This is a genomic window from Burkholderia paludis (assembly GCF_000732615.1).
In the GTDB taxonomy this organism is placed as follows: domain Bacteria; phylum Pseudomonadota; class Gammaproteobacteria; order Burkholderiales; family Burkholderiaceae; genus Burkholderia; species Burkholderia paludis.
The window spans coordinates 56329-81209 of record NZ_JPGL01000018.1 but is presented as its reverse complement, the minus strand read 5'-3'; the positions used below and the strand labels follow the sequence as shown (position 1 = coordinate 81209).

At 65.9% G+C, this 24881-nt stretch carries 9 protein-coding genes; 7 read left to right on the top strand and 2 right to left on the bottom strand.

Features of this window, described 5'->3' with window-relative positions; all coding sequences use genetic code 11:
• Window positions 1-127: 127 nt before the first annotated feature.
• From gspI to GQ56_RS0113400, 6 genes are all read left to right on the top strand, one after another.
• Window positions 128-559: a type II secretion system minor pseudopilin GspI gene (gspI, locus tag GQ56_RS0113425; protein WP_031399149.1), complete on the top strand. Its 432-nt coding sequence runs from the start codon at window positions 128-130 to the stop codon at window positions 557-559.
• Entirely contained in the window at window positions 543-1205 is a 663-nt protein-coding gene (locus GQ56_RS0113420; RefSeq protein ID WP_031399148.1) for a PulJ/GspJ family protein, read from the top strand. Before gspI ends, GQ56_RS0113420 begins: the two co-directional genes overlap by 17 nt.
• A 176-nt stretch (window positions 1206-1381) precedes the next feature.
• Complete coding sequence (locus GQ56_RS0113415) at window positions 1382-3604, top strand: tetratricopeptide repeat protein (protein WP_031399147.1); 2223 nt, start codon at window positions 1382-1384, stop codon at window positions 3602-3604.
• A 42-nt stretch (window positions 3605-3646) separates the two neighbouring features.
• Window positions 3647-5890, top strand: coding sequence for a tetratricopeptide repeat protein (locus GQ56_RS0113410; protein ID WP_031399146.1), 2244 nt, complete (start codon window positions 3647-3649; stop codon window positions 5888-5890).
• Window positions 5887-8154: a tetratricopeptide repeat protein gene (locus tag GQ56_RS0113405; RefSeq protein ID WP_052007255.1), complete on the top strand. Its 2268-nt coding sequence runs from the start codon at window positions 5887-5889 to the stop codon at window positions 8152-8154. The genes GQ56_RS0113410 and GQ56_RS0113405 overlap by 4 nt, the downstream gene beginning before the upstream one ends.
• A gap of 65 nt (window positions 8155-8219) precedes the next feature.
• Window positions 8220-21110, top strand: coding sequence for a filamentous haemagglutinin family protein (locus GQ56_RS0113400; RefSeq protein ID WP_407638588.1), 12891 nt, complete (start codon window positions 8220-8222; stop codon window positions 21108-21110).
• 574 nt (window positions 21111-21684) lie between these two features.
• On the opposite strand, the gene GQ56_RS0113390 is transcribed toward GQ56_RS0113400, so the two are convergent.
• Window positions 21685-22989, bottom strand: a complete 1305-nt coding sequence (locus GQ56_RS0113390; RefSeq protein ID WP_031399142.1) for a substrate-binding domain-containing protein — start codon at window positions 22987-22989, stop codon at window positions 21685-21687.
• 313 nt (window positions 22990-23302) lie between these two features.
• Complete coding sequence (locus tag GQ56_RS44250) at window positions 23303-23656, bottom strand: hypothetical protein (RefSeq protein WP_152601748.1); 354 nt, start codon at window positions 23654-23656, stop codon at window positions 23303-23305.
• Between GQ56_RS44250 and gspF the strand changes: the two genes are divergently transcribed.
• Entirely contained in the window at window positions 23655-24872 is a 1218-nt protein-coding gene (gene gspF / locus GQ56_RS0113385; RefSeq protein ID WP_031399141.1) for a type II secretion system inner membrane protein GspF, read from the top strand. The two genes, GQ56_RS44250 and gspF, sit on opposite strands and share 2 nt — an antisense overlap.
• The last annotated feature ends 9 nt before the right edge of the window (window positions 24873-24881 follow it).

The following is a 24881-nucleotide window of genomic DNA, read 5'->3' as shown; positions in this document are numbered from 1 at the left end:
TGGTCCGTACCATTCGACACGTGCGTGCCATACGCCGCGCTTAACGTCCCTGCACGGCGTCCGTTGCGCCGGCGATGCGGCTGCGCGCCGCGGCCCGGACGCCGACCCATCGACAAGAATGCAGGTCATGTGCGACGACAGAACCGACCATTACCGCCATGCGCGCGGCGGATCGCGTACGGCGCGGGCGCCGGAACGGGGATTCACGCTGATCGAGGTGCTGATCGCGCTGGCGATCGTCGCGGTGGCGCTGGGCGCCGTGATGCGCGCGATCGGCGCGCTCGCGTCGGATACCGATACGGCGCGCATGCGCCTGCTCGCGTTGTGGAGCGCCGACAACGCGCTCGGCGAGATCCGCATCGCGTCGACCTGGCCGTCCGTCGGCTCGAACACGTTCGCGTGTCCGCAGGGGCGCTACCGGTTCGTGTGCCGCCAGTCGGTGGCCGCGCTGCCGAGCCCGCTCGTGCGGCGCGTGACGGTGAGCGTGTATCCGTCCGCGTCGAGCCGCAACGTGCTCGCCGAAGTCGTCACGGTGATCCAGAATGAAGCGCGCCGCTGAATCGCGCGCGGTGGCCCGCGCACGCGGCTTCACGCTGATCGAGATGCTGGTCGCGATCGCGCTGCTCGCCGTGATCGCGCTGCTGTCGTGGCGCGGCCTCGACGCGACGATCCGCGGTCGCGACGATATCGCGTCGAATCTGGCGCAAACGCGTCTGCTCGGCCGTTACTTCTCGCAACTGCAGTTCGACCTGACCAACCTCGTGACGGCCGACGAAGTGTTCGGGCCGCCGCTGCGCATTCGCCCGGACGAACTCGTGATGGTGCGCCATCTCGGGGTCGGCGGCGGGCCGACGCAGATGCAGGTCGTACGCTACCAGCGCAAGGGGCGCGAACTCGTGCGCAGTGCGTCGCAGCCGCTCGCGTCGCTCGCCGAAGTCGACGACGCGCTGCATCACATGGATGCGTTCGCGCGCGTGGTGGTCAGCAACGACGCGCGCTCGATGCAGCTTTCCGTGTGGATTCCGCCCGACGGATGGACGACGAGCCAGGCCGCCATCGAACAGTCCTACGCGCAGTTTCTCGCGCAGCACGGCATCAGCAGCTTCACGTCGATCGGCGTGCCGGTGCCGCGCGGGGTTCGTTTCTCGGTCACGATGGGCGCGCCTGCGGTCGAATACGTGCGGACGATCCCGATCGGCCAGTGACGGCCCTGCACATCCTGGCCCGTCCGCACCCCGTTCCGCCCCCGGACAAAAAGGTCCGTAGCTTTCGTCATACATCTGTTATTGCCTGCCCGTTAATCTCGTCACGAGCATGACCGCCGCGACCGGTTCCATCGGCCGGTTCAGCGGCGGCATCGGCAAACGGGAAGGGGGCGAACGTGACGGTCGAGCACCGGCATGATGCACACGCGGACGCGTCGGGACTCGACGCGCGCGGACAACGGCAATCGGCGGGAATCCTGAGCCGCGCACAAACCTGGCATGGCGCAGGACGATTCGACGACGCGGCGCGCGAATATCTCGCCGTGCTCGAGAAGGAACCGGACAATCCCCAGGCATTGCACCTGTACGGCATCCTGCAGTTCCAGCGCGGTGCGGCCGATGACGCCGAAGCGTTGCTGCGCCAGTCGATCGCGATCGCACCCGGTACGCGCGTGCTGTCGGATCTCGGCGCGATCGCCGGCGAGCGCGGCCGCATCGGCGAGGCGCTCGAGCATTTCGCGGCCGCGCTGCGAGCGACGCCCGACGACGTGCAGACGCTCGTGCGCCGCGGTAATACGCTGCTCGGGCTCCGGCGCCATGAGGACGCGCTGGCGTCATTCGACCGCGCGCTCGCGGTGTCGCCGCTGGTGCTCGATGCGCTTTGCAATCGCGGTAGCGCGTTGCGTGCGCTCAGTCGCTTCGACGAGGCGCTCGATACCTACGATCGCGCGCTGATGGTCGACCCGCGTTCGTTCGAATCGTGGTTCAACCGCGGTCTCGTACTACGCGAACTGCAGCGGCCGGCCGATGCGCTGCACTGCTTCGAGCGTGCCAACGCGATCCGGCCCGGCATGTCCGCGATCATGGCCGAACGCGGCCGTACGCTGATCGAGCTCGATCGGCCAGGCGAGGCGCTCGACGCATTCAACGAAGCAATCGCTGCCGATCCCGCGCGGATCGACGTGCTTTACAACAGCGCGGTGGCGCTCGAGCGACTGGGCCGCGCGGACGAAGCGCTCGCCCGCTGCGAGCGCGTTCTGAGCGTCGATCCGGATCATGTCCGCGCCCATGCGAGCCGCGGCAACGTATTGCTGCGGCTCAAGCGACACGATGACGCGCTGGCTGCCTATGCGCGTGCGCTGGCGCTCGATCCGCACTCGGCGGAGACGTTGTGCAACCGGGGCACCGCGTTGCGTTACCTGAAGCGTTTCGACGACGCGCTGGCCAGCTACGACGCCGCGCTTGCCCGAGACGCGCGATTCGCCGAGGCGTGGACCAACCGCAGCAGCGTGCTGCAGGACCTGCATCGCTACGACGAAGCGCTGGCGTCGCTCGACCGTGCGCTCGCGCTGCGTCCCGATCACGCGACGAACTGGCTCAACCGCGGCAACCTGCATTTCGAAACGGCGCGCACGGACGATGCGCTCGCCGCATACGATCGCGCGATCGCGCTGCGACCCGACTACGCCGAAGCGCATTTCGCACGTTCGTCGTTGTATCTGATCGAAGGCGATTTCGCGCACGGCTGGCCCGAGTACGAATGGCGGCTGCGCGATGCACAGCTTGCGCGGCACTACCGGCCGTTCACGCAGCCGGCGTGGCAGGGCGACACGCCGCTCGACGGCCGGACCGTGCTGATTCATGCGGAACAAGGGTTCGGCGACACGCTGCATTTCTGCCGCTATGTGCCGCTGGTGGCCGCGTGTGGCGCGCGGGTCGTGTTCGAGGTGCAGCCGCAGTTGCGCGCGCTGATGGCGTCGCTGTCCGGCGCGGCCCACGTGATCGCGCGCGGCGAACCGTTACCGGCGTTCGACTGCCAGGCCCCGTTGTTGAGCCTGCCGCATGCGTTTCACACCGAAGAAGCCACGATTCCGCGTGCCGGCGCCTATCTGCATGCCGACCCGCAGCGCACGCGCGAGTGGGACGCGCTGCTCGGCGAGCGGCGCCGGCCACGGATCGGGATCGCCTGGGCCGGCAATCCGGAGCACCGGAACGATCACAACCGGTCGATCGATTTCTCGCGGCTCGCGTCGCTGTTCGATCTAGACGTCGACTGGATCAGTCTGCAAAAGCCCGTGCGCGAACGCGACGAGGCGCTGCTCGCGGCTGCGCCGGTGCTTCGCGTCGACGACGAACTCGGCGACTTCGCGGATACGGCCGCACTGATCGGCGCGCTGGATCTCGTGATTGCGGTCGATTCCGCCGTCGCGCATCTGGCGGGTGCGCTGGGCCGCGCGGTCTGGGTGCTGCTGCCCGATCCGGCGGAGTGGCGCTGGATGCGCACACGCGGCGACAGTCCCTGGTATCCGTCCGCGCGGTTGTTCCGGCAGGCAGTGCCGGGTGACTGGACGGGCGCGATCGACGCGGTGCGTGCCGCGATCGGATCGATGACACGTTAGACACGACACGCGATACCAACAGCGACAAGTGGGGGCCACACGATGACACTGAACGGGGAAGGGACGATACTCGCGAGCGCGCCGGCCGCGCCGGATCGCCGTCCGCCCGACACCGCGCAACTCGAACGGCTGCTCTTGCGCGCGCGCAAGGCACACCACGAGGGCGCGCTGCAGCATGCGGAACATGCGTATACCGAATTGCTGACGCTCGCTCCCGAGCATCCGGAGGCGCTGCACCTGCTCGGCGCGGTACGTTTCCAGCAGGGGCGGCTCATCGATGCGGAGCCGCTGATGCGGCGCTCGATCGAGCACCGGCCGGTGCCGCTCGCGCTCGCGAATTACGCGGCGGTGCTGACCGGGCTCGGGCGGGAGCACGACGCACTCGCCCGCCTCGACGAAGCACTCGCGATCAACCCGGTTCATCAGCGCGTGCTGTTTCAGCGCGCGGGCCTGCTCGGGCAGCTCGCCCGGTACGACGACGCATGCAAGGTCTACGGTCGGCTGCTCGAGCTGACGCCCGGTTTTGCCGACGGCTACGTGAAGCGCAGCGACATGCTGCGCGCGCTCGGCCGTCACGACGAAGCGCTTGCCGATTGCGATCGATCCATCGCGCTGGCCGGGCGTTCGTTCGATGCGATGCGCGGACGCGGTCTCGCGCTGCGTGAACTCGGCCGTTTCCGCGATGCGGTCGACAGCTATGGCTACGCGCTCGCGCAGACGCCCGGCAGCGCCGAAGTGCTGTTCCTGCGCGGTGTCGCGTATCTCGATCTGCACGATCACGAGCACGCGCTCACGGATTTCAATGCGGCGATCGCGGCGAGTCCGACCTTCATCGACGCGATCTTCAACAGCTCGATTGCGCTCGAGCTGCTCGGCCGGCATGACGAAGCGCTCGTGCGCTGCGACCGCGTGCTCGCGCTCGAGCCGCGCCACGCACGGGCACTGGCGAACCGCGGCAACGCGGCCAGCCACCTGGAGCGCCATCGCGACGCGGCCGACAGCTATGCGCGTGCGCTCGACGCCGAACCGCGCAGTACCGGCGTGTTGTGCAACTACGCGAGCACGCTGATGCGCATCGAACGTCACGACGATGCACGCGACATGTGCGACCGTGCGCTCGCACTCGATGCAGGCTACGTGCCGGCCTGGTTCACGCGCGGCCGCGTGCAGCTCGAGACGCACCGCTACGAGGCCGCGCTCGACGATTTCGCGCGCGTGATCGATGCGACGCCGCGCGACAAGCTTGCCCATTTTCACAAAGGCAACGCACTGCGTGCGCTGCGGCAGCACGCCGCCGCGCGGCAGGCCTATGCGGACGCGATCGAGATCGATCCCGACTACGTGCTCGCGCACTGCATGCGTGCGTTCCTGTGCCTGTCGATCGGCGATTTCGAAGCCGGATGGGCCGAGTACGAATGGCGCTGGCGCGATACGCAGCTCGATGCGAGCCGGCGCACGTTCGCGCAGCCGCGCTGGACATACGGGATGCCGCTCGACGGCAAGACGATCCTGCTGTACCCGGAACAGGGGCTCGGCGACACGCTGCAGTTCTGCCGCTATGTCCCGCTCGTGAAAGCGCTCGGCGCACGCGTCGTGCTCGAAGCGCCGGTCGAACTGAAGGCGCTGTTTGCGACGCTCGACGGCGTCGATACGCTCGTCGCGCGCGGCGAGCCGCTGCCGCCGTTCGACCTGCATTGCCCGCTGCTGAGCCTGCCGCTCGAATTCCGCACGGACCTGGCGTCGATTCCCGCCGGCGTACCGTATCTCGCTGCCGACTCCGTGCGTGTCGCGCAATGGCGCGAACGGCTCGGCGCGGCGACGCGGCCGCGGATCGGCCTCGTGTGGTCCGGCAATCCGCTGCACCTGAACGACCGCAACCGCTCGATGACGCTCGCGGATCTGCTGCCGCTGTTCGACGACCGCTACGAGTGGATCAGCCTGCAGAAGGTGGTTCGCGACGAGGATCGCGCGGTACTCGACGCGAGCGCGGTCCGCTTCGTCGGCGACGATCTCGTGGACTTCGCCGATACGGCGGCGCTGACTGCGCTGATGGACGGCGTCGTCAGCGTCGATACGTCCGTCGCGCACCTCGCCGGAGCGTTGGGCCGGCCGCTTGCACTGATGATTCCGCATACGCCCGATTTCCGCTGGCTGCTCGAACGGGACGACAGCCCGTGGTATCCGTCCGCGCGACTCTTCCGCCAGCCCGAGGGCGGGCAGTGGGCGCCCGTCGTCGAGCGGATCGCGGCCGGGTTGCCGACGCTCGTCGGCAGCGGCGCGCGATGAGTGCGCGCCGCGAGGTTGCACCGTTGACCGGCGTCGGACCCGGCGCAACCGCCGCGCCATTGCGCGCCGTGCTCGACGATGCGCTGCGCAATGCGCGCGCACGGCTCGAACTGCGCGACTTCGCCGGGGCGCGGCGGTTCTACGAAGGCGTGCTGACGATGGCGCCCGACCACGTCGAGGCACTGCACCTGCTGGGTCTCGTGTATCTGCAGCTCGGCGATCCTGCACGGGCGGAGCCGCTGATCGCGCGGTCGATGAGGTTCGGGCTGAACCAGCCGTGGAATCTGGCGAACCATGCGGCCGCGCTGACGGGCGTCGGTCGTCATCGCGATGCGCTCGCGATGGCCGATCGCGCCCTCGCGGCCGATCCGGAACATGCGCCGTCGCATGCGGCGCGCGGCGACGCGTTGCTCGCGCTCGGGCAATACGACGCGGCGCTGACGGCCTACGATCGCGTACTCGTGCCGGAACCGGCCCATGTCGCGGCGTGGCGCAAGCGCGGTGAGACGTTGCGCCGGCTCGAACGGCCCGCCGATGCGCTGATCAGCGTCGAGCGCGCGTTGCGGCTCGACCCGAGCGATGCGGCTGCGAACATCGAACGCGGGCATGCGTTGCGCGCACTCGGCCATTGCGAGCAGGCGCTGCACAGCTATCAGCTCGCGATGGTCGTGCGCGGCAAGACGCCCGAGCTCGTTTACGCGTGCGGTGTCGTGATGACCGAACTCGGTCGTCCGGACGACGCGCTCGCGTGTCTCGACGAAGGGCTCGCACGACAGCCGAAAGACGAGCAGTTGCTGTACGCGAGTTGCGTCGCGCTGGATCTGCTGCACGCCCGCGACGAATTGCTGAAGCGCTGCGACCGGCTGCTCGCGCTGAATCGCGGCAATGTCGCTGCGTGGGTCGGGCGCGGCAATGCGCTGCTCGGGCTCGAACGCCATGCGGAAGCTGCCGAGGCCTATGCGGAAGCGCTGGCGCGTAATCCCGACGATATCGACGCGCGCCGCAACAGCGCGGCCGCGCTGCGCGCGCTCGGCCGGTTCGACGACGCGCTCGCCGATTACGACGCGGCGCTGGCGCAGACAGGCCCCCATGCGGAGCTGCATTACAACCGCGCACTCGCGCTGCAGCAGCTCGGCCGTTACGACGAGGCGCTCGCGAGCCATGCGGCCGCCGCCGGCGCACCGGCGGAAACCGCGCAGGCATTGTTCACGCGTGCGCTCGCGCGCCAGCATCTCGGTGACGACGACGCGGCGCTGGGCGATTACGTCGATGCATGCCGGCGCGATCCGAACCACGGCGCCGCGCGCCGTTCGGAGGCGTTCTGCCGGCTGCTTGCAGGCGATTTCGACACGGGCTGGCGGCAGCACGAGGCGCGCTGGAGTGCGGCCGACGCGATGCTGCACCGGCGTCATGCGGATCGGCCGCTGTGGACCGGTGACGAACCGCTCGCCGGCCGCACGCTGCTGCTGCATGCCGAGCAGGGTTACGGCGACACGCTGCAGTTCTGTCGCTACGCGAACCTGGCGCACGACGCGGGCGCGACCGTGATCGTCGAGGCGCCGGCCGCGCTCGGCGAACTGCTCGGTACGCTGCGCGGCGTGAGCCGGGTCGTCACGGAGGGGCAGCCGATGCCGGCGTTCGACCTGCAGTGTCCGCTGATGAGCCTGCCGTATGCGTTTCGCACGACGCTCGATACGGTGCCGGCCGACGTGCCGTACCTGCGCGCCGATGCGTCGCGGCGCGCCGCGTGGGCGCAGCGCATCGACGCGATATCGCCGCCGGGCCGGCTGCGGGTCGGGCTGGCGTGGTCCGGCAATCCGCGCCATGCGAACGACGAGAGCCGCTCGATACGGTTCGCCGCGCTCGCGCCGCTCGTCGGATGCGATGTGTTCGACGCGACGTTCGTGAGCCTGCAACCTCAGACACGCGCACGCGACGACGACGCGTTTGCCGCGAGCGGCGTGCTGTCGTTCACGGACACGCTCACGGATTTCGCCGAAACGGCTGCGCTGGTCGACACGCTGGATCTCGTGATCAGCGTCGACACGTCGGTTGCACACCTGGCCGGCGCGCTCGGGCGGCCCGTCTGGATGCTGCTGCCGCGCGTACCGGATTGGCGCTGGTTGCTCGAGCGCGACGACTGTCCGTGGTATCCGTCCGCGCGGCTGTTCCGGCAAGCGCGGCCCGGAGATTGGCCGGCAGTGATCGGCCGGGTGGCCGACGCGCTCCGTACGGTGCGCCGCATGTCCTCTGTGGCGGCGTGACCAGTCTTCCATGACAAAAGCTACGGACCTTTTCACCGCGGCCGGAATGGTCCGTAGCAGTCGCCATGTCGCTGCCATTCGCGCTTCGTATGGTCTTCGGATTCCAGCGGCCTGTTTCAGGCGCAACGACATGTGCGGTGCCGGACCGGCGCCGCGCGCAAATTCCTAGCATCGGGGTGGCAAGAATGGCAGCACGCGCACGTACGGAACGGCAACTTCGCGCAACGGCCTCGCGGTCGGTCCTGAAATCGGAGCTGAGCCCGCTTTACCGCGCGGTCGTGCTGATGCTCGCGGCGGGCGTGTCCGCCCATGCGCATGCGGCGGGCATCACGAACCTCGGTCACGTGGCCGCAAGCCCGGCGGGCGGCGGTGCGGGCGGTGCCGGCGGCGTGCCGGGCATACCGAATCTCGGCGTGTCGCCGCAGCAGGCGCTGCAGGCGAGCCAGCCATCGATCCGCAACCTCGGCTATGCGGCGCACGCGATCGCCGCGCAGATCGCCGCGCAGCAGAATGCGGCGGCGGCCGCGGCGAAGCTGCCGTCGACCGTGCCGAACGGGCTGGCGCCGGGCGGGTTGCAGGTGGCGGCGGGCGCGTCGGGCGATACGAACAATCCGGTGCTGTGGGTCAACGCGAACGCGCCGACGCAGAACGTCGACGCGAGCGGCCACGTGAACGTCGACGTGAAGCAGACCGGGCAGAACGCGGTGCTGACGTGGGAGACGATGAACGTCGGCCGGCAGACGACGTTGAACTTCGACCAGTCGGGCGGCACGCAGACGAATGGCGCGAACAACTGGGCCGTGTTGAACCGGATCAACGATCCGAGCGGCAGGCCGAGCCAGATTCTGGGGAACATCACCGCGCAGGGAGCGGTGTACGTGATCAACCGGAACGGGGTGCTGTTTGGTGCCGGGTCGCAGGTGAATGTGCATTCGCTGGTGGCGTCGTCGCTCGACGTGCTGAACATGAACAACTACAACCAGACCCTGCAGAACCGGGTGCCGGTTGTGACGGATAGCAGTCTCGCGCAGGATGCGGCGGGGATCGTCGCGAGCAACAAGCAGTTCCTGAGCCTGCCGGCGGGGACGACGGGCGGGCTTGCGTATCCGGAGTCGGGCAGTTCGGGCGGGTTGAACGGCAACAGCCGGCTTCCGAACGAGGTCCTCGGTCTGGGCAACCAGGTCAATCTTACGACCGCGAGCCAGTATCAACCGTGGGGCGACGTCACCATCGAACAGGGCGCGTCGATTACCACGCACGCGAACGGCAACGCGAGCGATGGCGGCTTCGTGATGATCGCCGCACCGAACGTGACGAATGCGGGGCATATCAAGGCGACGGACGGGCAGGTGGTGCTGGCAGCCGGCGTCGGGGTAAGCCTGCGGCCCAACAGCGGCGCCACGAAGAATCCGCAGGTGCTGCTGCCGGAGCTGAGCGGAAAGATCACGCTGCTCGGCCCGAACGGTCAGATGACCGACATCACGCCGGCCGGTACGCTGACCAATACCGGCATCGTCGAGGCCGCGCGCGGCAACGTGAACCTGCTCGGCAGCCGCGTCGCGCAGAACGGCGTGGTCGGCGTGACGACGAGCGTCAATTCGCCCGGCGCGATCACGATCTCCACGGTCGACGAATATTTTTCCAACAATCCAACCGGGGCGGCCTATTTCGGTCAGTCGCTTCAGACGACGGACGGCACCGGTGGCGCCAACGACACGCACCGTGCAGGCCTGCTGAGCTTCGGCCCCGATTCGGTGACAACAGTGATGCCGGACGGCAACGGCCAGACGACGCCATCGACGCCCGGAGCGACCTTCACGCCGGGCAGCATCGGCATGACGGCCGGTTCGGTCTGGTTCCAGGGCGGCTCGCTGATCGAGGCACCCGGTTCGAAAGTATCGGTTGCAGCGCTGACGCCTTCGGCATCGGGCGCGCAAGCGCCGGCCGGCCAGACCGCCGTGCCGGGCCGGATTTATGTCGACAGCGGCGCGACGATCGACGTGTCGGGCCTCGCGAACGTCGAGGTGCCGATCGGGCAGACGCTTGTGACGGTCGACCGTATCGGCCAGAACGAACTCGCCGATTCGCCGCTGCTGCGCAACGGGTTCTTGCTTGGGTACAAGAATCTCGTGTTCGACAGCACGCTGACTGGCACGCGCAGTGATGGCGTGCAATGGGTGGGCAGTCCGATCCTGAACCTTTCGGGATATGTGAACCTGATTCCGCGCACGGTCGACCAGTTGTTGACCAATGGCGGCTCGATCACGCTGTCGGGCAACGAGGTGATGACCGCGACCGGTTCGTCGATGAACCTGAACGGCGGCTATGTGCATTACGACGGCGGGATCGTCAACACGACGCGGCTGGTCGACGCCAATGGCGCGCTCGTGCCAATCGGACAGGCAAGCCCGTATGACACCTACGTCGGCATCGCGGGGCAATTCGTCGAATCGCATCCGCGCTGGGGCGTGACGAAGACGTGGTACAACCCGCTGCTGACGATGGGCGGCTATCAGGGCGACTACATCGTCGGCGGCAACGCGGGCACGCTCGACATCTACGCGCTGCAATCGACGGTGCTCGACGGCGACATCAGCGCGCAGGCGTTCGGCGGCGCGAAGCAGATGCAGGGCAACAGCCTGCCGAGCGGCGGGACGTTCAACCTCGGCGCAGATCCGAAACTCGACAGTGCCGCGCTGGTGCACCTGACGTCGAACAACAATGACGTCGCGTCGGGTGCCGCGGGCCTGGTCGTGCTGCAGGACAATGCGCCGCAGCTCGCCGACATTGCGCCGGGTTTCTCCATCGATACGCCGCTCGACAAGACGGCGCTGCAGGCGCTGCCCGCGAACGATCCGCGCAACGTGCTGACGACGACCGTGGTACCGGTCGCAACGCTGAACAACGGCGGCTTCGCGAACCTGAACGTGACCGAGGACAAGGTCGGCGGCAAGGGCATCGTCGTGCCGCAAGGCACGCAATTGAGCTTGCAGCCGGGCGGTTCCATCACCCTCTACAGCCCGGTACCCGGTACCGACGTCAACGTGGCCGGCCGCCTGTCCGCACCGTCGGGGGCGATTTCGATTACCAGCGGCGGCAATGTGATCGTCGGCCCGCAGGGCGTGATCAGTGCCGCAGGGCAGTGGGTGAACAACGATGTGCAGGCGGCGCCGGGCACGACGCCCGGCAACAGCCAGTTCATCAACGGCGGCAGCATTACGCTCTCCGCGCTGCTCGGATCAAACGTCGTCGGCGGCGGGCTGTTCGGCGATACCTCGGGTTCGGTGCTGCTGCAGCCCGGTAGCATACTGGACGTGTCGAGCGGCGGCGAGTTGCTGTCGACAGGCCAGATGCTGATGCAGAACGGCGTGCCTGCCGGACGCGGCGGAAATGTGACGTTGCAAGCGTATGCCGCGACGCCATTGAAACAGTTTGGCGCGTCGGACGGCGCGCCAACCCTGCCGACTGCACAGCCGACAGCAGGCACGATCGCACTGGGCGGCACGATCCTGAGCGAAGGGTTTTCGGGCGGAGGAACGCTGACGCTGCAGGCGCTCGGATTCCGGATCGGCGGTGCCGAGGCCGCGGCGTCGCCATGGGATATCTATCTCCCGGAAACCTTCTTCGCGCGGCAGGGCTTCGGCAAGTACGTGCTGAATGCGTTCTACGACACGACGGTCGCACCCGGCGCGTCGGTTGCCGTCACGCAATTGAACCGTATTCCGGATATGTTCGCGCTTCAACAGGCAGCCACGGGCGCGAACCTGTCGGCGGGCGGCCTGACCACGATCGACCAGCTCGATGCCTATCACCGGCAGGCAACGAATCTCGTCCTGACCGGCGGCAACGCTACGTCGTGGCGAAGCCCGGTCGGCGCGACGCCGTTTTATCCGGGCGTCACCGGCGCAGTCACGCTGTCGGAAGGTACGTCGATTCACGCGGATGCCGGCGCGAGCATCGGCCTCGGCTCGCCGGCGCAGGTCACGGTACTCGGCTCGATCGTTGCGCCGGGCGGGTCGATCACGCTGAGCGCGGACGGCAACGGCACGTATGCGCAGGCGGGGCAGTTCAATACCGGCTTCCGGAGTGCGAGCCAGTCGGTCTGGCTCGGTGCGGATGCGTCACTCGACGTATCGGGCACGGCATTGGCCAATCCGCTTGCGGCTCCGGTCAAGATTGGCGGGACGACAGTCGTGCCGAACGCGGGAAAGGTGCTGCCGGGCGGTTCGGTGACGATGTCGAGCGATACGGGCTACGTGGTCGCGCAGGCAGGCTCGACCATCGATGTGTCCGGCACGTCGGCGAATTTTGACCGGTTGCAGGCGAACGGCGGATACGCGTCGCAACCGGTATGGAGCGAGGCGGGATCGATCACGCTGTCGGCGGCGAACGGGCTGTTCGCGGACGCGACGCTGGTGGGGCGGCCGGGCGCCACGCAGGCACGCGGCGGGACGCTGACGATCCTGCCGAGCCAGACCGATGGTTCGACCGGCACAGCACTGGTCGTCCGACAAGACGCTACGCTCGTGCCCGCGGGCCTGTTGCCGGGGCAGAGTTTCGCGACGGCGATCGACCCGACGACGGGCTTGCCGATCGGACAAACCAGTGGCCTCATTCAGTTCGCGGTTGATCGGCTCGACGGATCCGGGATCGCGAATCTTGTGCTCGGAAACACGACGTCGCCCAATCTCGCCGGCGTAAAGGTTCCCTCGATTCTTTTTGCGGGAGACGTTGCGCTTTCGTTGCCGGAATCCGTGATCCTGAACACGGGGCGTGTCGCCGCCATCGGCATGGGGCAACTGTCATCGCTATTGTCGACCCCTGCGCGCAAGGCGGACGGGACGCTCGCGGCCGCCGTCGATGGCCTGTTCGCTCAGCCGCAGCCGTCGCTCGGCACGACGGTCGGGATCGATGCGCCATACGTTGCGTTGTCGGGGCCGCTCATCCAGTCGCAGTCACCCCAGTTCAAACCGGTCGCGGCACTGTCCGATGCGACGCTGAACGTGAATGCATCGTTCATCGATCTGAAGAACCAGTTCCAGCTCAACAATTTTGCTCGTGCGAACTTCACGAGCAGCGGCGATATCCGCCTGAGCTCGACGAACGCGAGTCAGTCCCAGACGCAGGGGCTGGCGCCGGGGATTCTCCATACGCCTGGCGACCTGACCTTCAGGGCCGCGGACCTGTATCCGTCGACCGGCACCACGTTCGTCGTCGCTGCGGTTGGCCCGACCGATGCGTCGACCGGCAAACCGGCGCCGACGACGGTGACGTTCGCATCGAACGGCGCGTCCGGCGCGCCGCTTTCCGCCGGCGGCACGCTGCTCGTGGACGCGACGAACATCGTGCAGGGCGGCACGGTGCGCGCGCCGTCCGGCACGATCGTGTTCGGCGTAGGCGATCAGTCAAACGCGGCGACGCAAGCGCAGTTCGCGGGTCTTTCGCTCGTTGCAACGGATTCGGTGAAGCTGGCGAATGGCAGTGTGACGTCGGTCTCGAATGGCGGTGCGGTGATTCCGTACGGCGCGACGATCGATGGGGTCGAGTGGCAGTTCAATCCGCTTGCCGGCAACACGACGCCCGACCTGACCGCGCCGCCCGCGAAATACGTGGGCGTGAACGGCAGCAATGTCGCGCTCGACAAGGGCGCGACGATCGACTTGTCTGGCGGCGGAGACCTGCAGGCCGCCGAATGGGTGCCTGGCACCGGCGGCACGCGCGACGTGCTGTCGCAATACAACGTGAGCTATGCAAGCGGCAAGGGCGGGACGGCCGTGCCGGTCAATGCCGGGGCCGGCAACGTCTATGCAATCGTGCCGGGCAAGCAATCACCGGTCGCGGCTTACGACCCGACCATCGCGCAGACGGTACAGCCTTCCACCAACGCAAACGGCACGACAACGACCGCGACGGCGACGATGGGCGTCGGACAGGCGAGCCTGACCGACCCGGTCGGCAAGGCCGTGTATCTATCCGGCGTGCCGGGGCTGGCGCCCGGCTATTACACGCTGCTGCCGGGCAAGTACGCGACGCTGCCGGGCGCGTATCGCGTCACGGTATCCAGCACGGCCGGCAATCTCGTCCCGGGCGCGAGCCAGGTGCTGCAGGACGGCACGGTCGTGACGGCCGGCTACTTCGCCGACGCGTTGACGGGCAGCCGCAGCGCGACGCCGACGCTGTTCAACGTGCAGTCGAACAATGTGTGGCAGCAGTACTCGCAATACACGCTGACGGGCGCGAACGCGTATTTCACGAAGCTCGCCGCGACGAAGGGCAACGTGACGCCGCCGCTGCCGGTGGACGGTGGTCAACTGGTGCTGGCGGCGACGAAGGCGCTGACGCTCGGCGCGACGCTGAATGCGGCCGCCGGTACGGGGGGCGCGCCGGCTCAGGTCGACATCGCTTCGCAGGACATCCAGATCACCGGTAACGGCAATGCGGCGCTGCCCGGCTATCTGCAGATTGGCAGCGACGCGCTCGATTCGCTGAACGCGGGCAGCCTGCTGATCGGCGGCACGCGCGCAGCGACCACGAGCGGCGTCACGATCACGCCGATCGCGAACAGTGTCGTCGTGTCGAACGACGGAAACACGGCGCTGAAGGGCCCCGAGATCCTGCTCGTCACGAAGACCGGCGACAGCGGCGCCGATCCCAATGCGGCGAACGGCCTGCGCATCGATGCCGGTGCGTCGATCGCTGCGCAGGGTGACTACCCGGCAGCCAAGGATCAGCCGATTGCGATCGCCGGCGACGGCGCGTTGCTGCGCGTGTCGAATGGCGCGATGGCGCCGTTGTCGCGCACCGGCGGCACGGGCAAGGGCTTGCTGGCGGTCGGCGCGGGCGCAACGCTCGCGGGTGGACAGGCATTGCTGCTCGATTCGTCCGGCGACCTGAGGGTCGATCCGTCCGCCGTGCTGTCGGCCAAGGCGATCACGGTGGACGGTTCCGCGATTACGTTCACCAACGCAAGCGGCGCCTCGGCGGCGAACCTGCCGGGTTTTGTCGTCGATCCGGCCGGACTCGCGCAGTTCGCGAACGCGCAGCAGGTCACGCTGCGCAGCTACGGCGCGATCGGTTTCGTCGGCGATGTGAACGCGACGTTCGGCGACAGCGTCGATTTGAGTGCCGGCACGTTCACGAGCGACGGCGGTCATGTCGTGCTGAATGCCCAGCAAATCGCGTTCACGAACGAATTGGGCGCTACGCCCGGTACGACGACGGCCGGAAACGGCACGCTAACGGTCAACGCGAAAGAGATCGACTTCGGCACGGGCACGAAGGCGGCAAGCGGCTTCGGCTCGGCGACGATGAACGCGACGGGCGGCATCGTCGGCCAGGGTACTGGCACGTTCGACTTCGGCGCATTGCCGGCGACGCTCAATGCGCCGGTCTACCTCGCCGATACGAGCTCGGCCGCCACCGTGAAAACGACGGGTGCATTGACGCTGAACGGGGCGTCGGGCACGGCATTGAAGCGCGATGCGGTCGGCGGTGCATGGACCTTCATCGGCGGCACAGTGAACGACAACGGTGCGACGATCAGCGCGCCGGCCGGCAACGTGACGCTCGAGGCGACGACCGGAAACCTGACGATCGGCGGCGGATCGACGGTCAGCGCGGCGGGCGTGTCGAAACAGTTTTTCGACGTGATGCGCTACGCGCCGGCCGGATCGATTGCGTTGACGGCCGACGCGGGAACCGTCGACGTGCAGGCCGGCTCGACGCTCGATTTCTCCGGGGCCGGCGGCGGTGGCGCGGCAGGCAGCCTTTCGTTGTCGGCGCCGCAACAGGTCGTGAACCTGAACGGCACGATCAAGGGCGGCGCGGCGAGCGGTTACGCGGGCGGGTCGTTCTCGCTCAATACGGGCGGCGCGGCGGATCTGGATGCGCTGTCGAAGACGCTTGCATCGAGCGGCGTGAATCAGGCGATCACCGTCCACACGAAGACGGGCAACCTGACGCTGTCGCAGGGCAACACACTGACCGCGCATTCGGTGCTGCTGACGGCCGACGGCGGTTCGGGAAGCTCGGCCGATACGGCGAACGGCAACGTGAACGTGCTCGGGACGATCGACGCGTCCGGCAAGGCAGGCGGCGAAATCGACCTGTACGGTCGCAACGGCGTGGACATCGAAGGATCGCTGCTGGCACGCGGCTCCGATCCGAACCAGCGCGGCGGCAAGGTCAACATCGGCACGACTGCAATGTTCGACCCGACGATCGTCGACGCGAACGGCAACTCGATCGCGAACAACACGACCTATGGCTACGAGAATTTTCTGCGCGCGAATGCAGGCGCCATCGCGCTCGGTGCGAATGCACTGATCGACGTGTCCGGCGGTACTGCCGGTGGCCTGTCGGGCGGCGTTGTGAGTTTCCGTGCGCCGCTGTTGATCGATAACGGCGTGAAGGTCGATCTGCCTGAAGCGTTCAATGCCGGCAAGGGGATCGTCGGGTCGCGTGCGACCTCGCTCGAGGCCTACGCGGTGTGGAGCACGACGGACGCGACGACGGGGGCGAAGCATTTCGACGGGGTCATCGATCCGGCGGGATGGTACGACAAGAGCGGGCATCTGCTGGCCGGCACGTTTACCGCGCAGGGAACTTCCGGTACGCCGGTGACGTTCGCGTTTGCGCCGGATGGTTCCGGCGGCGGCATGCTGACGAACCAGGCGACCGGCGTCGCGACAAGCATCACGCAGGCACAGCTTCAAAATGGCGACACCACGGTCGGGTTCGGCGGGTTGAACAATATGTACTTTGCGCCGGCGAGTAACGGCGCGAATACGGATCACCAGACATTCTACGGGTATCAAGGCGGCGATGCGTCGACCGCGGCGCCGGGCACGCTGATGGGATTCGTGCAGCACGGGCTCGATACGCTGGTCGATCCCTTCGCAGGAAAGAACATCGCGAATACGCGCATCGTGCCGGGAATCGAGCTTGACAACCCGAGTCCTGCGATCAACGGCGGCGATATCCAGGTGCTGACGAACTGGAACCTCGGGGCGGGCGCATCGCCGACGAATCTCGCATTCCGTTTTGACGGGCAGGCGCCGGTCGTGACGCTGCGCGCCGAGAACAACGTAAAGGTGAATGCGAGCCTGTCGGACGGGTTCTTCCAGATCGCGAACCCGCTGGGTGGTGGTGGGACGATTGCGGTGCCGCCGTTGTCGACGTTGAGCGAGGCAAATGCCATTTTCAAGTTGCCGTCAGGTTACAACGCTTACCCTTACGAGTACGGAATCTGGTTCTACGCGAAGAAAAATGAAGCGTTCGCTCCTGGGCAACCCGTTGGCGGTACTCCGGACGAGATCGCGGAGTACTACGCACTCTATATGGCGTATGCGAACTTCCTGGATCAGACCGCAACGAGTCTCTCGTCAATTCTGAACATAGATCCTCGTTACAACAACATCGGTATCGTCGACGTGCTGCGGTTCAACAGCAGTGGCGTGATTGCCGGGCAACCAAAGGCACCGATTGCTCCCTCTGCTGCCGAGCAAGCCACCAATCCTGGTGCCTACCTGATCTATTTGAGTCAGTATCAAAAATACCTGGCCGACTCGGTGCGATTCAAGGCTCAGATCGGCAGGTATCCTTTGGTGGATATCCCCGCAGCGCCTGTCGTTCAACCGGTTGCGGTGATTGCGACGTCGACGGTCAGCTTGCCTGCCGTGACCGACAATTCACCGTCACCGACGCCGGTCGCGACCAACCCGATTCCTCTGCAGTCAGCGTCGTTGGCGGGCGGAGCGAGCAGTTCGTTCCGGGTAGTAGCAGGGGCCGACCTGAACAGCACGAATCCGCTGGCGCTTCAGCCGTTGACCGTGGGGGGCGCGACGAACGGCAAGAGCGTGACCTTCGATGGCCATGCGACATATGTCGACAGCAACGGATTTGCGGTGCTTGCGCCGACGATGATCCGAACCGGTACGGGCGCGATCGATGTGGCGGCGGGCAACGGTGTTGCCCTGGTCGACACAGGCGCTGCGCAAGCGAACGATACGGACCTGATCGTGCCGGGCGTGATCTATACCGGTGGTGCGCCCGCGGCTTCTGCGCCGACGGGAAGCCCCACGCTGGCAATCTTGCATGCCGGAACCGGCTATCAGGACATTCTGATCACGCCAACCGTCAGTCCCGACTCGGCGGGTGATATCACGATTCACGCGCAAGGCGATATCACGGGTGCGGAATATCTGACCGATACGAACGGCACGGTGACCGGACGGAAGGGCACCAACATCAGCCAGTTCTGGTGGCAGTGGATGCAGATCGGCAATCCGACCGGAACGGTCGGTGCGACCAATCCTGCGACGCAGACCGTCCAGACATCGATCAATTTCGGCGCATTCGATCAAGGCGTGCTGAGCGCGGGCGGAAACGTGTCCGTGTCGGCGGGCGGAAATATCTCCGACCTGTCGGTGTCGCTGCCGACCACGTGGTGGTTGACCGGCGCCAATACGGACACCCCGACCGTCAATACGGTCGGCGGTGGCAACCTGTCGGTGCGGGCCGGCGGGAATATTCTAAGCGGCGGCTATTTCGTCGCGAAGGGAACTGGGGCGATTACGGCGGGCGGCAAGATAGGATCGGACATCGCGGTGCCGTCGGACATTCCGGGCGCCTCCCCGATAACGATGGATACACTGCTGGCGACTCAGGATGGCGTACTCGACGTGAATGCGCGACAAGGCGTCGGCATCGGGCGCGTGTTCGATCCGTCCTATGTGCAGGGCAATGTACTGTTGTCCGCATACAAGCAACAAGTCGACATGCAGGGCTATTCGTCGACGTCCGCCGTCAATATCGCATCGACGACGGGCGATGTCGCGATCGGCACGCTTTCCAATGTCGCGCTGATCGGTGGCGGCAATTTGAATCCGATGATACCGGGCAAGCTCGACCTGTCGTCCATCTTGCCGGCGTCGGTGGATTTGACCGCGTTCACAGGCGGCATCACGGTGGCGGCGAGCGGAGAGCTTTACCCGTCGGCGTCGGGTAATCTCAATCTGATTGCCGACCAGTCGGTCAATCTGTCGAGCATCAACGGAATGGGGCCTCCAGTCGGATCGCCATCATTCGGCATGCTCGATGTCGACCCGTCCGCGATGCCTTCGCCGGCGAGGCCGAATGTTGTCGTCGCAGATCCAACCGTGGCATCGGCGGCGGCACACGATGCCGATACGCTGCATCGCGACGACATCGTGCCGGCAAGAATCTACAGTCTCAATGGCGATATCGTTGACGGCGTGCTGCAAACGACTGGCGCGGCCGCGGGTTTCTACGGCAGTTTGGTGCCTGTAGTGATAGACAAGCCCGCTTTGCTTCAGGCAGGGCGCGACATCGTGAATCTGTCATTCATCGGGCAAAACCTGCGCAAGTCGGACATTACGCGCATTGTCGCAGGGCGGGATATATATGACACGCCTCTTATTCAATCGACGTCCGCTGTGGTGCCGGCGTTGGTGCTCGGCGGCCCAGGCACGTTCGATGTCGAAGCTGGCCGGAATATCGGTCCGATGACGAGTCAATTCACGGCTTATGCAAGCTTGGGCGCCGGCAGCTATGTTTCCGGGATCCAAACGGGGATCGATACGATCGGCAATGCGAACAATCCTTATTTGCCGCACGAAAGCGCGAACGTCAATGTGCTGTTCGGGGTTGGACCGGGTATCGACACTGCTTCGTTTATCTCGACGTACGTCGATCCGACCAAATCGGCGCCAGGCGTTTCCAGTACGACACCTGAGCTGGTCGCGTTCATGGAGCAATACGTGGCGGGTCTTTCGGTCGATACGGGCCTGGTCAAGGATCAGCCGGCAATCAAACCGTTGACCGCTGATGAAGCGTGGGCGCAGTTCAAGGCGCTACCGCAGTATGTCCAGCAACTCTTCGCGGAACAGGTATTGTTCAAGGTTCTGACCAGTGTCGGCGAGGATTACAACAATCCCGCCAGTCCGTACTATCAGAAATATGCACGTGGATACGAGGCGCTCAATACGATGTTCCCGGCCACGCTGGGCTACACGGCGAACAATCTCGGCGGGGGCAGCAACGGGGCGAACAAGCTTGTCGATATGGGTGACCTCGATGTTCGCAGCACCACCATCCAGACCCAGCAGGGCGGCAACGTGTCGATTCTCGGCCCCGGTGGGCAGGCGCTGGTCGGCAGCACATCCGCGCCACCGCAGATCGTCGATGCCACCGGCCGGGTGATTGCCGGGCCCGGGACGATGGGGATCCTCACGCTCGAGAAGGGCGACATCGACATCTTTACGGACCGCAGTGTCCTGCTGGCACAGAGCCGCATCTTCACCGAACAGGGTGGCGACATGACGATCTGGAGTTCGAACGGCGACATTAACGCGGGTAAGGGCGCGAAGTCGTCGGCGGATACGCCGACGCCGCAATACGTGTGCGATGCGAACCACTACTGCACGGTCGACGCGCGCGGCCAGGTCATGGGCGCCGGCATCGCCACGTTGCAAAGCGTGCCGGGCGTGCCGATCGGCACGATCAACCTGATCGCGCCACGCGGCACAGTCGACGCTGGCGATGCAGGGATTCGCGCAGGTAACCTGAACGTCGCCGCGCTGCGTGTCGTGAACGCGGACAATATCCAGGTGACCGGCAAGGCCAGCGGCATCCCGCTTGTGCAAGCGGTAAACACGGGGGCGTTGACGGCGGCGAGTGCGGCCGCATCGGCCGCGACCCAGGTTGCGCAAGACATCGCGAAGAACAACGCGTCAGGTGGGGCGGCACGGCGCTGGACGATCTCGGTGCAGGTCGAGGGGTTTGGCGATGCGAACGGCGACGGCGGGAAGAAGCACAAGCAACAGGTTGGCTACGACCCGTCGAGCGCGGTGTCGATCCTCGGCTTCGGGCAGCCGGGGCCGTCGGAACGGGCGACACTTACACCTGACGAGCGCGCACGGCTGGGCAAGATCTGAGCAAAGTCGATGCGGGTCGCCGGAACGACTGGCAACCCGTATTCGACGATGCCCATGGACGAAGGGCCGCATGGCGAGCACGATCCAATGTGGATCGGCATTGAACGAACGTCCTGTGCTTGGTGGCTCGCGGTGAATTCCGCGCAGGCGCTCGTGTTGCCGATTGTGCAGATCGTCGGCGCGACGTTCGGCGAACCTCTACCCGTCACGGCGAGTACGACCCTCGGGGTCGACCTTCGCGGTCCGGTTGGCCCCGGGTGACGAATCGGCAAAGCTTGCGTTGATGAAGTCCCAGGCGAGTGGGCGTACCACTGCAACGCGGAAGCTGACTATATGATCCGGTTCTGCCGGATTTTTACGCTTTTCTGCAAGATGAATAGGAATGCAAAACGTTATATGCGTGTATGTCGGGTTATGTTGTGCGTCGAGCGGGGTGACGGGTCGTTTGGCGGTTTTGCCGCCTGCATGAGAATCGTCACGCAATACGAATCGATCGCATATATGAAAAAAACCGCGCCCCCGATAAGCGGGGGCGCGGTCGAGTCAACAGCGGACCGCTCGGTCTGCCAGCCGTTTAACGCCCGGTAACCGTGCCCGTGCAGACGCCCGTGTTGCCGATGTCGAGGTTGTAGCCGCTCGTGTTGCTCAGGAAGTCAGCCGAGATTGCCGTCTGGAAGTTCGACGACACGGTGTCGAAACCGTTGCCGTGAACGATCGACGCGAAGCTGGCGTTCGTGAAGTGAGCGTTCAGGAAGTCATGCACGGCGGTCTTGACCGACGAATCCGCATAGCACTGGCTCAGGATGATCTGGCTGGTACCGGAAACCGGATAGCCCGAACCCGGATTGCCGACGTTCGGCACCCAGTTGGCCTGATTGGTGGCGCGAGCCTGGCTGCTCGGCACGGTTGCCGTGCTGAGCGCCGTCGTTGCGTTCGCATACGTCGGTGCGTAGTACGTGCCGTTCGTCGCGTTCACGAGGCTCGCCACCGGCAGCTGGAAGGCGCTGGCCGACGTCACGACCGTGCTTTGCGGAGCCAGGAACGTGTTCGTGTAGTCCGGGCTCAGGTAAGCGACAGCGGCCGTACCGGCCGACTGATAGCTCACCAGTTGCGTACGGACGCCACCGCTACCCGAGGCCGGCGTGAAGTTTGCCGGCACGCCGCCCGGGAACGAAGCCGTGAACGTCAGCGAATCGACGAACGTTACGCCCGTGGCCGTATTGGCGGTCGAGCAGACAGCTGCCAGGTGGCGGGTCAGCAGTTCGGTCGTGCCGCTGCCGTCAGCACGATAGACGACCTTGATCGGCGAGCTGGTCGTCGTGTATGCCGAACCCGTTTGCGGGTTGACGACCTGGTTCCAGTCGGTCAGCTTGCCCGAGAAGATGCCGCACAGGTCGTTGTCGTTCAGCGCGATGCTGTTTGCCTGACCCGGCGTCGTTTGCGGCGTCGTCGTGCTCGTCACCGCAGGGCCGTTGACGACCGGCACCGTGATCGGCGTGACGATGTACGGGATCTGGATCAGCGGGCCGTTGGTCGCGCCGAGGCCGGCCTTGTACGACGTGAGCTGGGCGGTCGACAGGGCCGCATCGCTGTTCGCGAAGTGGACCGTGCCGGAGACCGTCGAGCCGAAGTACGTCGGCTGGTTGTTCAGGAACGCGTTTTGACCGGCACCCGAGCCAACCGAGAAATACGTGAACGAGCCTTGGGACGTGCCGAACAGGCCGATTTCGGTCGCGGTGTTGCCGATCGCGCCGATGGTCGGGGCGACGAGCGACGAGCCGCCGCCTTGTACGTTCGGCGAGGCCATTGCGGCCGTGGCGCCCAGACCGGAAACAACGAGAGCGAGGACTTGACAGATCTTGCGCTTGCTGGATTTCATGAGAAATTTCCTTGGACGAAGATAAACGGAACCCCTGCTACTGCGGTTGGAATACTTGTGGACCGCCGGGTAAATGTAGGGGGAAATCCGTATGACGCGTGTGAATTTTTCGTAACGAATGGTGCTCAACATTTTTATCGAATAGGACGTTGCGTTATTCGAATTGGTAAAGCATCGAATGGAACGTTATTCGGCACCGGCCGGAGCGTCCAGATATTGGGATGTGGCCGGGAGTCGTTCGACGGATTGTGCGCGGGCGCCAGCATCACGCGTGGTGCTGGCCGTTGGCTTCGTATGCGAGCAATGCGCAGTGCTATCCCAACTTCAAGGCGGTTTTGTGGCGGATGTTACGGAACATTCCGCGCGTCGATGAATGCGTTTGTCTTCGATGTATTGCTTCTGTTGGGCGGGCGAATCCGTAAATGGGCGGTCGCCGAAAATCTTGTGTGTTTAATATGAGATGGATTGATTTCTTTGGTGAAAATGAAATCGCTTTTAAGTTATAAGAATAACGATGCAAGGTAATAAAAACCGCCGAAAAAGGTAGCCCAGCATTCGTCATAAATTTGCGCCGGTTCGCTCCGTAGTCTTCCCCGGCGACTGCGTCCGGCATGCTGTGCGACGTCATGGAAAGCAGTCGCACCCGTGACAGGAGAGAACCCAGCATGTCGGCATTCCGCTACGAAGCGATCGATCCCACCGGCCGCACGCTGAAAGGCGTGCTGGAAGCCGATAGCGCACGCGCAGGTCGCAGCCATCTGCGCACACAGGGCCTCACACCGCTCGTCGTCGAACTGGCCGCGCAGCGCCTGCATGGAGAGCGCCATCAACGGCTATCGCTTGGCCGCAAGCTGTCGCAGCGCGAGCAGGCGATCATCACGCGCCAGCTCGCGAGCCTGCTGGTCGCGGGGCTGCCGCTCGACGAATCGCTGTCGGTGTTGAGCGAACAGGCCGAGCGCGACTACGTGCGCGAGCTGATGGCGTCGATCCGCGCGGAAGTCGTCGGCGGCCATTCGTTCGCGAACGCATTGAGCCAGCATCCGCGCGATTTCCCGGAGATCTATCGCGCGCTCGTCGCGGCCGGCGAGCACACCGGCAAGCTCGGCATCGTGCTGTCGCGCCTGGCCGACTACATCGAACAGAGCAACGCACTGAAGCAGAAGATCCTGCTGGCATTCACGTACCCCGGCATCGTCACGCTGATCGCGTTCGGCATCGTCACGTTCCTGCTGAGCTACGTGGTGCCGCAGGTCGCGAACGTGTTCACCAGCACGAAGCAGCAGCTGCCGACGCTGACGGTCGTGATGATGGCGCTGTCCGATTTCGTGCGGCATTGGTGGTGGGCGTCGCTCGCGGCGATGGTTGCGATCGCCTTCGCGATCCGCAAGGTGCTGTCGCAGGACGGGCCGCGGCTGCGGTTCGATCACTGGCTGCTGACCGCGCCGCTCGCCGGCAAGCTCGTGCGCGGCTACAACACGGTGCGTTTCGCGAGCACGCTCGGCATCCTGACGGCCGCCGGCGTGCCGATCCTGCGCGCGTTGCAGGCGGCCGGCGAGACGCTGTCGAACCGCGCGATGAGCGCGAACGTCGACGATGCGATCGTGCGCGTGCGCGAAGGCTCGGCATTGTCGCGCGCGCTGGCCCATACGAAGACGTTCCCGCCGGTGCTCGTGCACCTGATCCGTTCGGGCGAGGCGACTGGCGACGTAACGACGATGCTCGACCGCGCATCCGAAGGCGAATCACGGGAACTGGAGCGCCGCACGATGTTCCTGACGAGCCTGCTGGAACCGCTGCTGATCCTCGCGATGGGCGGCGTGGTGCTCGTGATCGTGCTCGCGGTGATGATGCCGATCATCGAGCTGAACAACATGGTGCAGTGATGCGCGGCT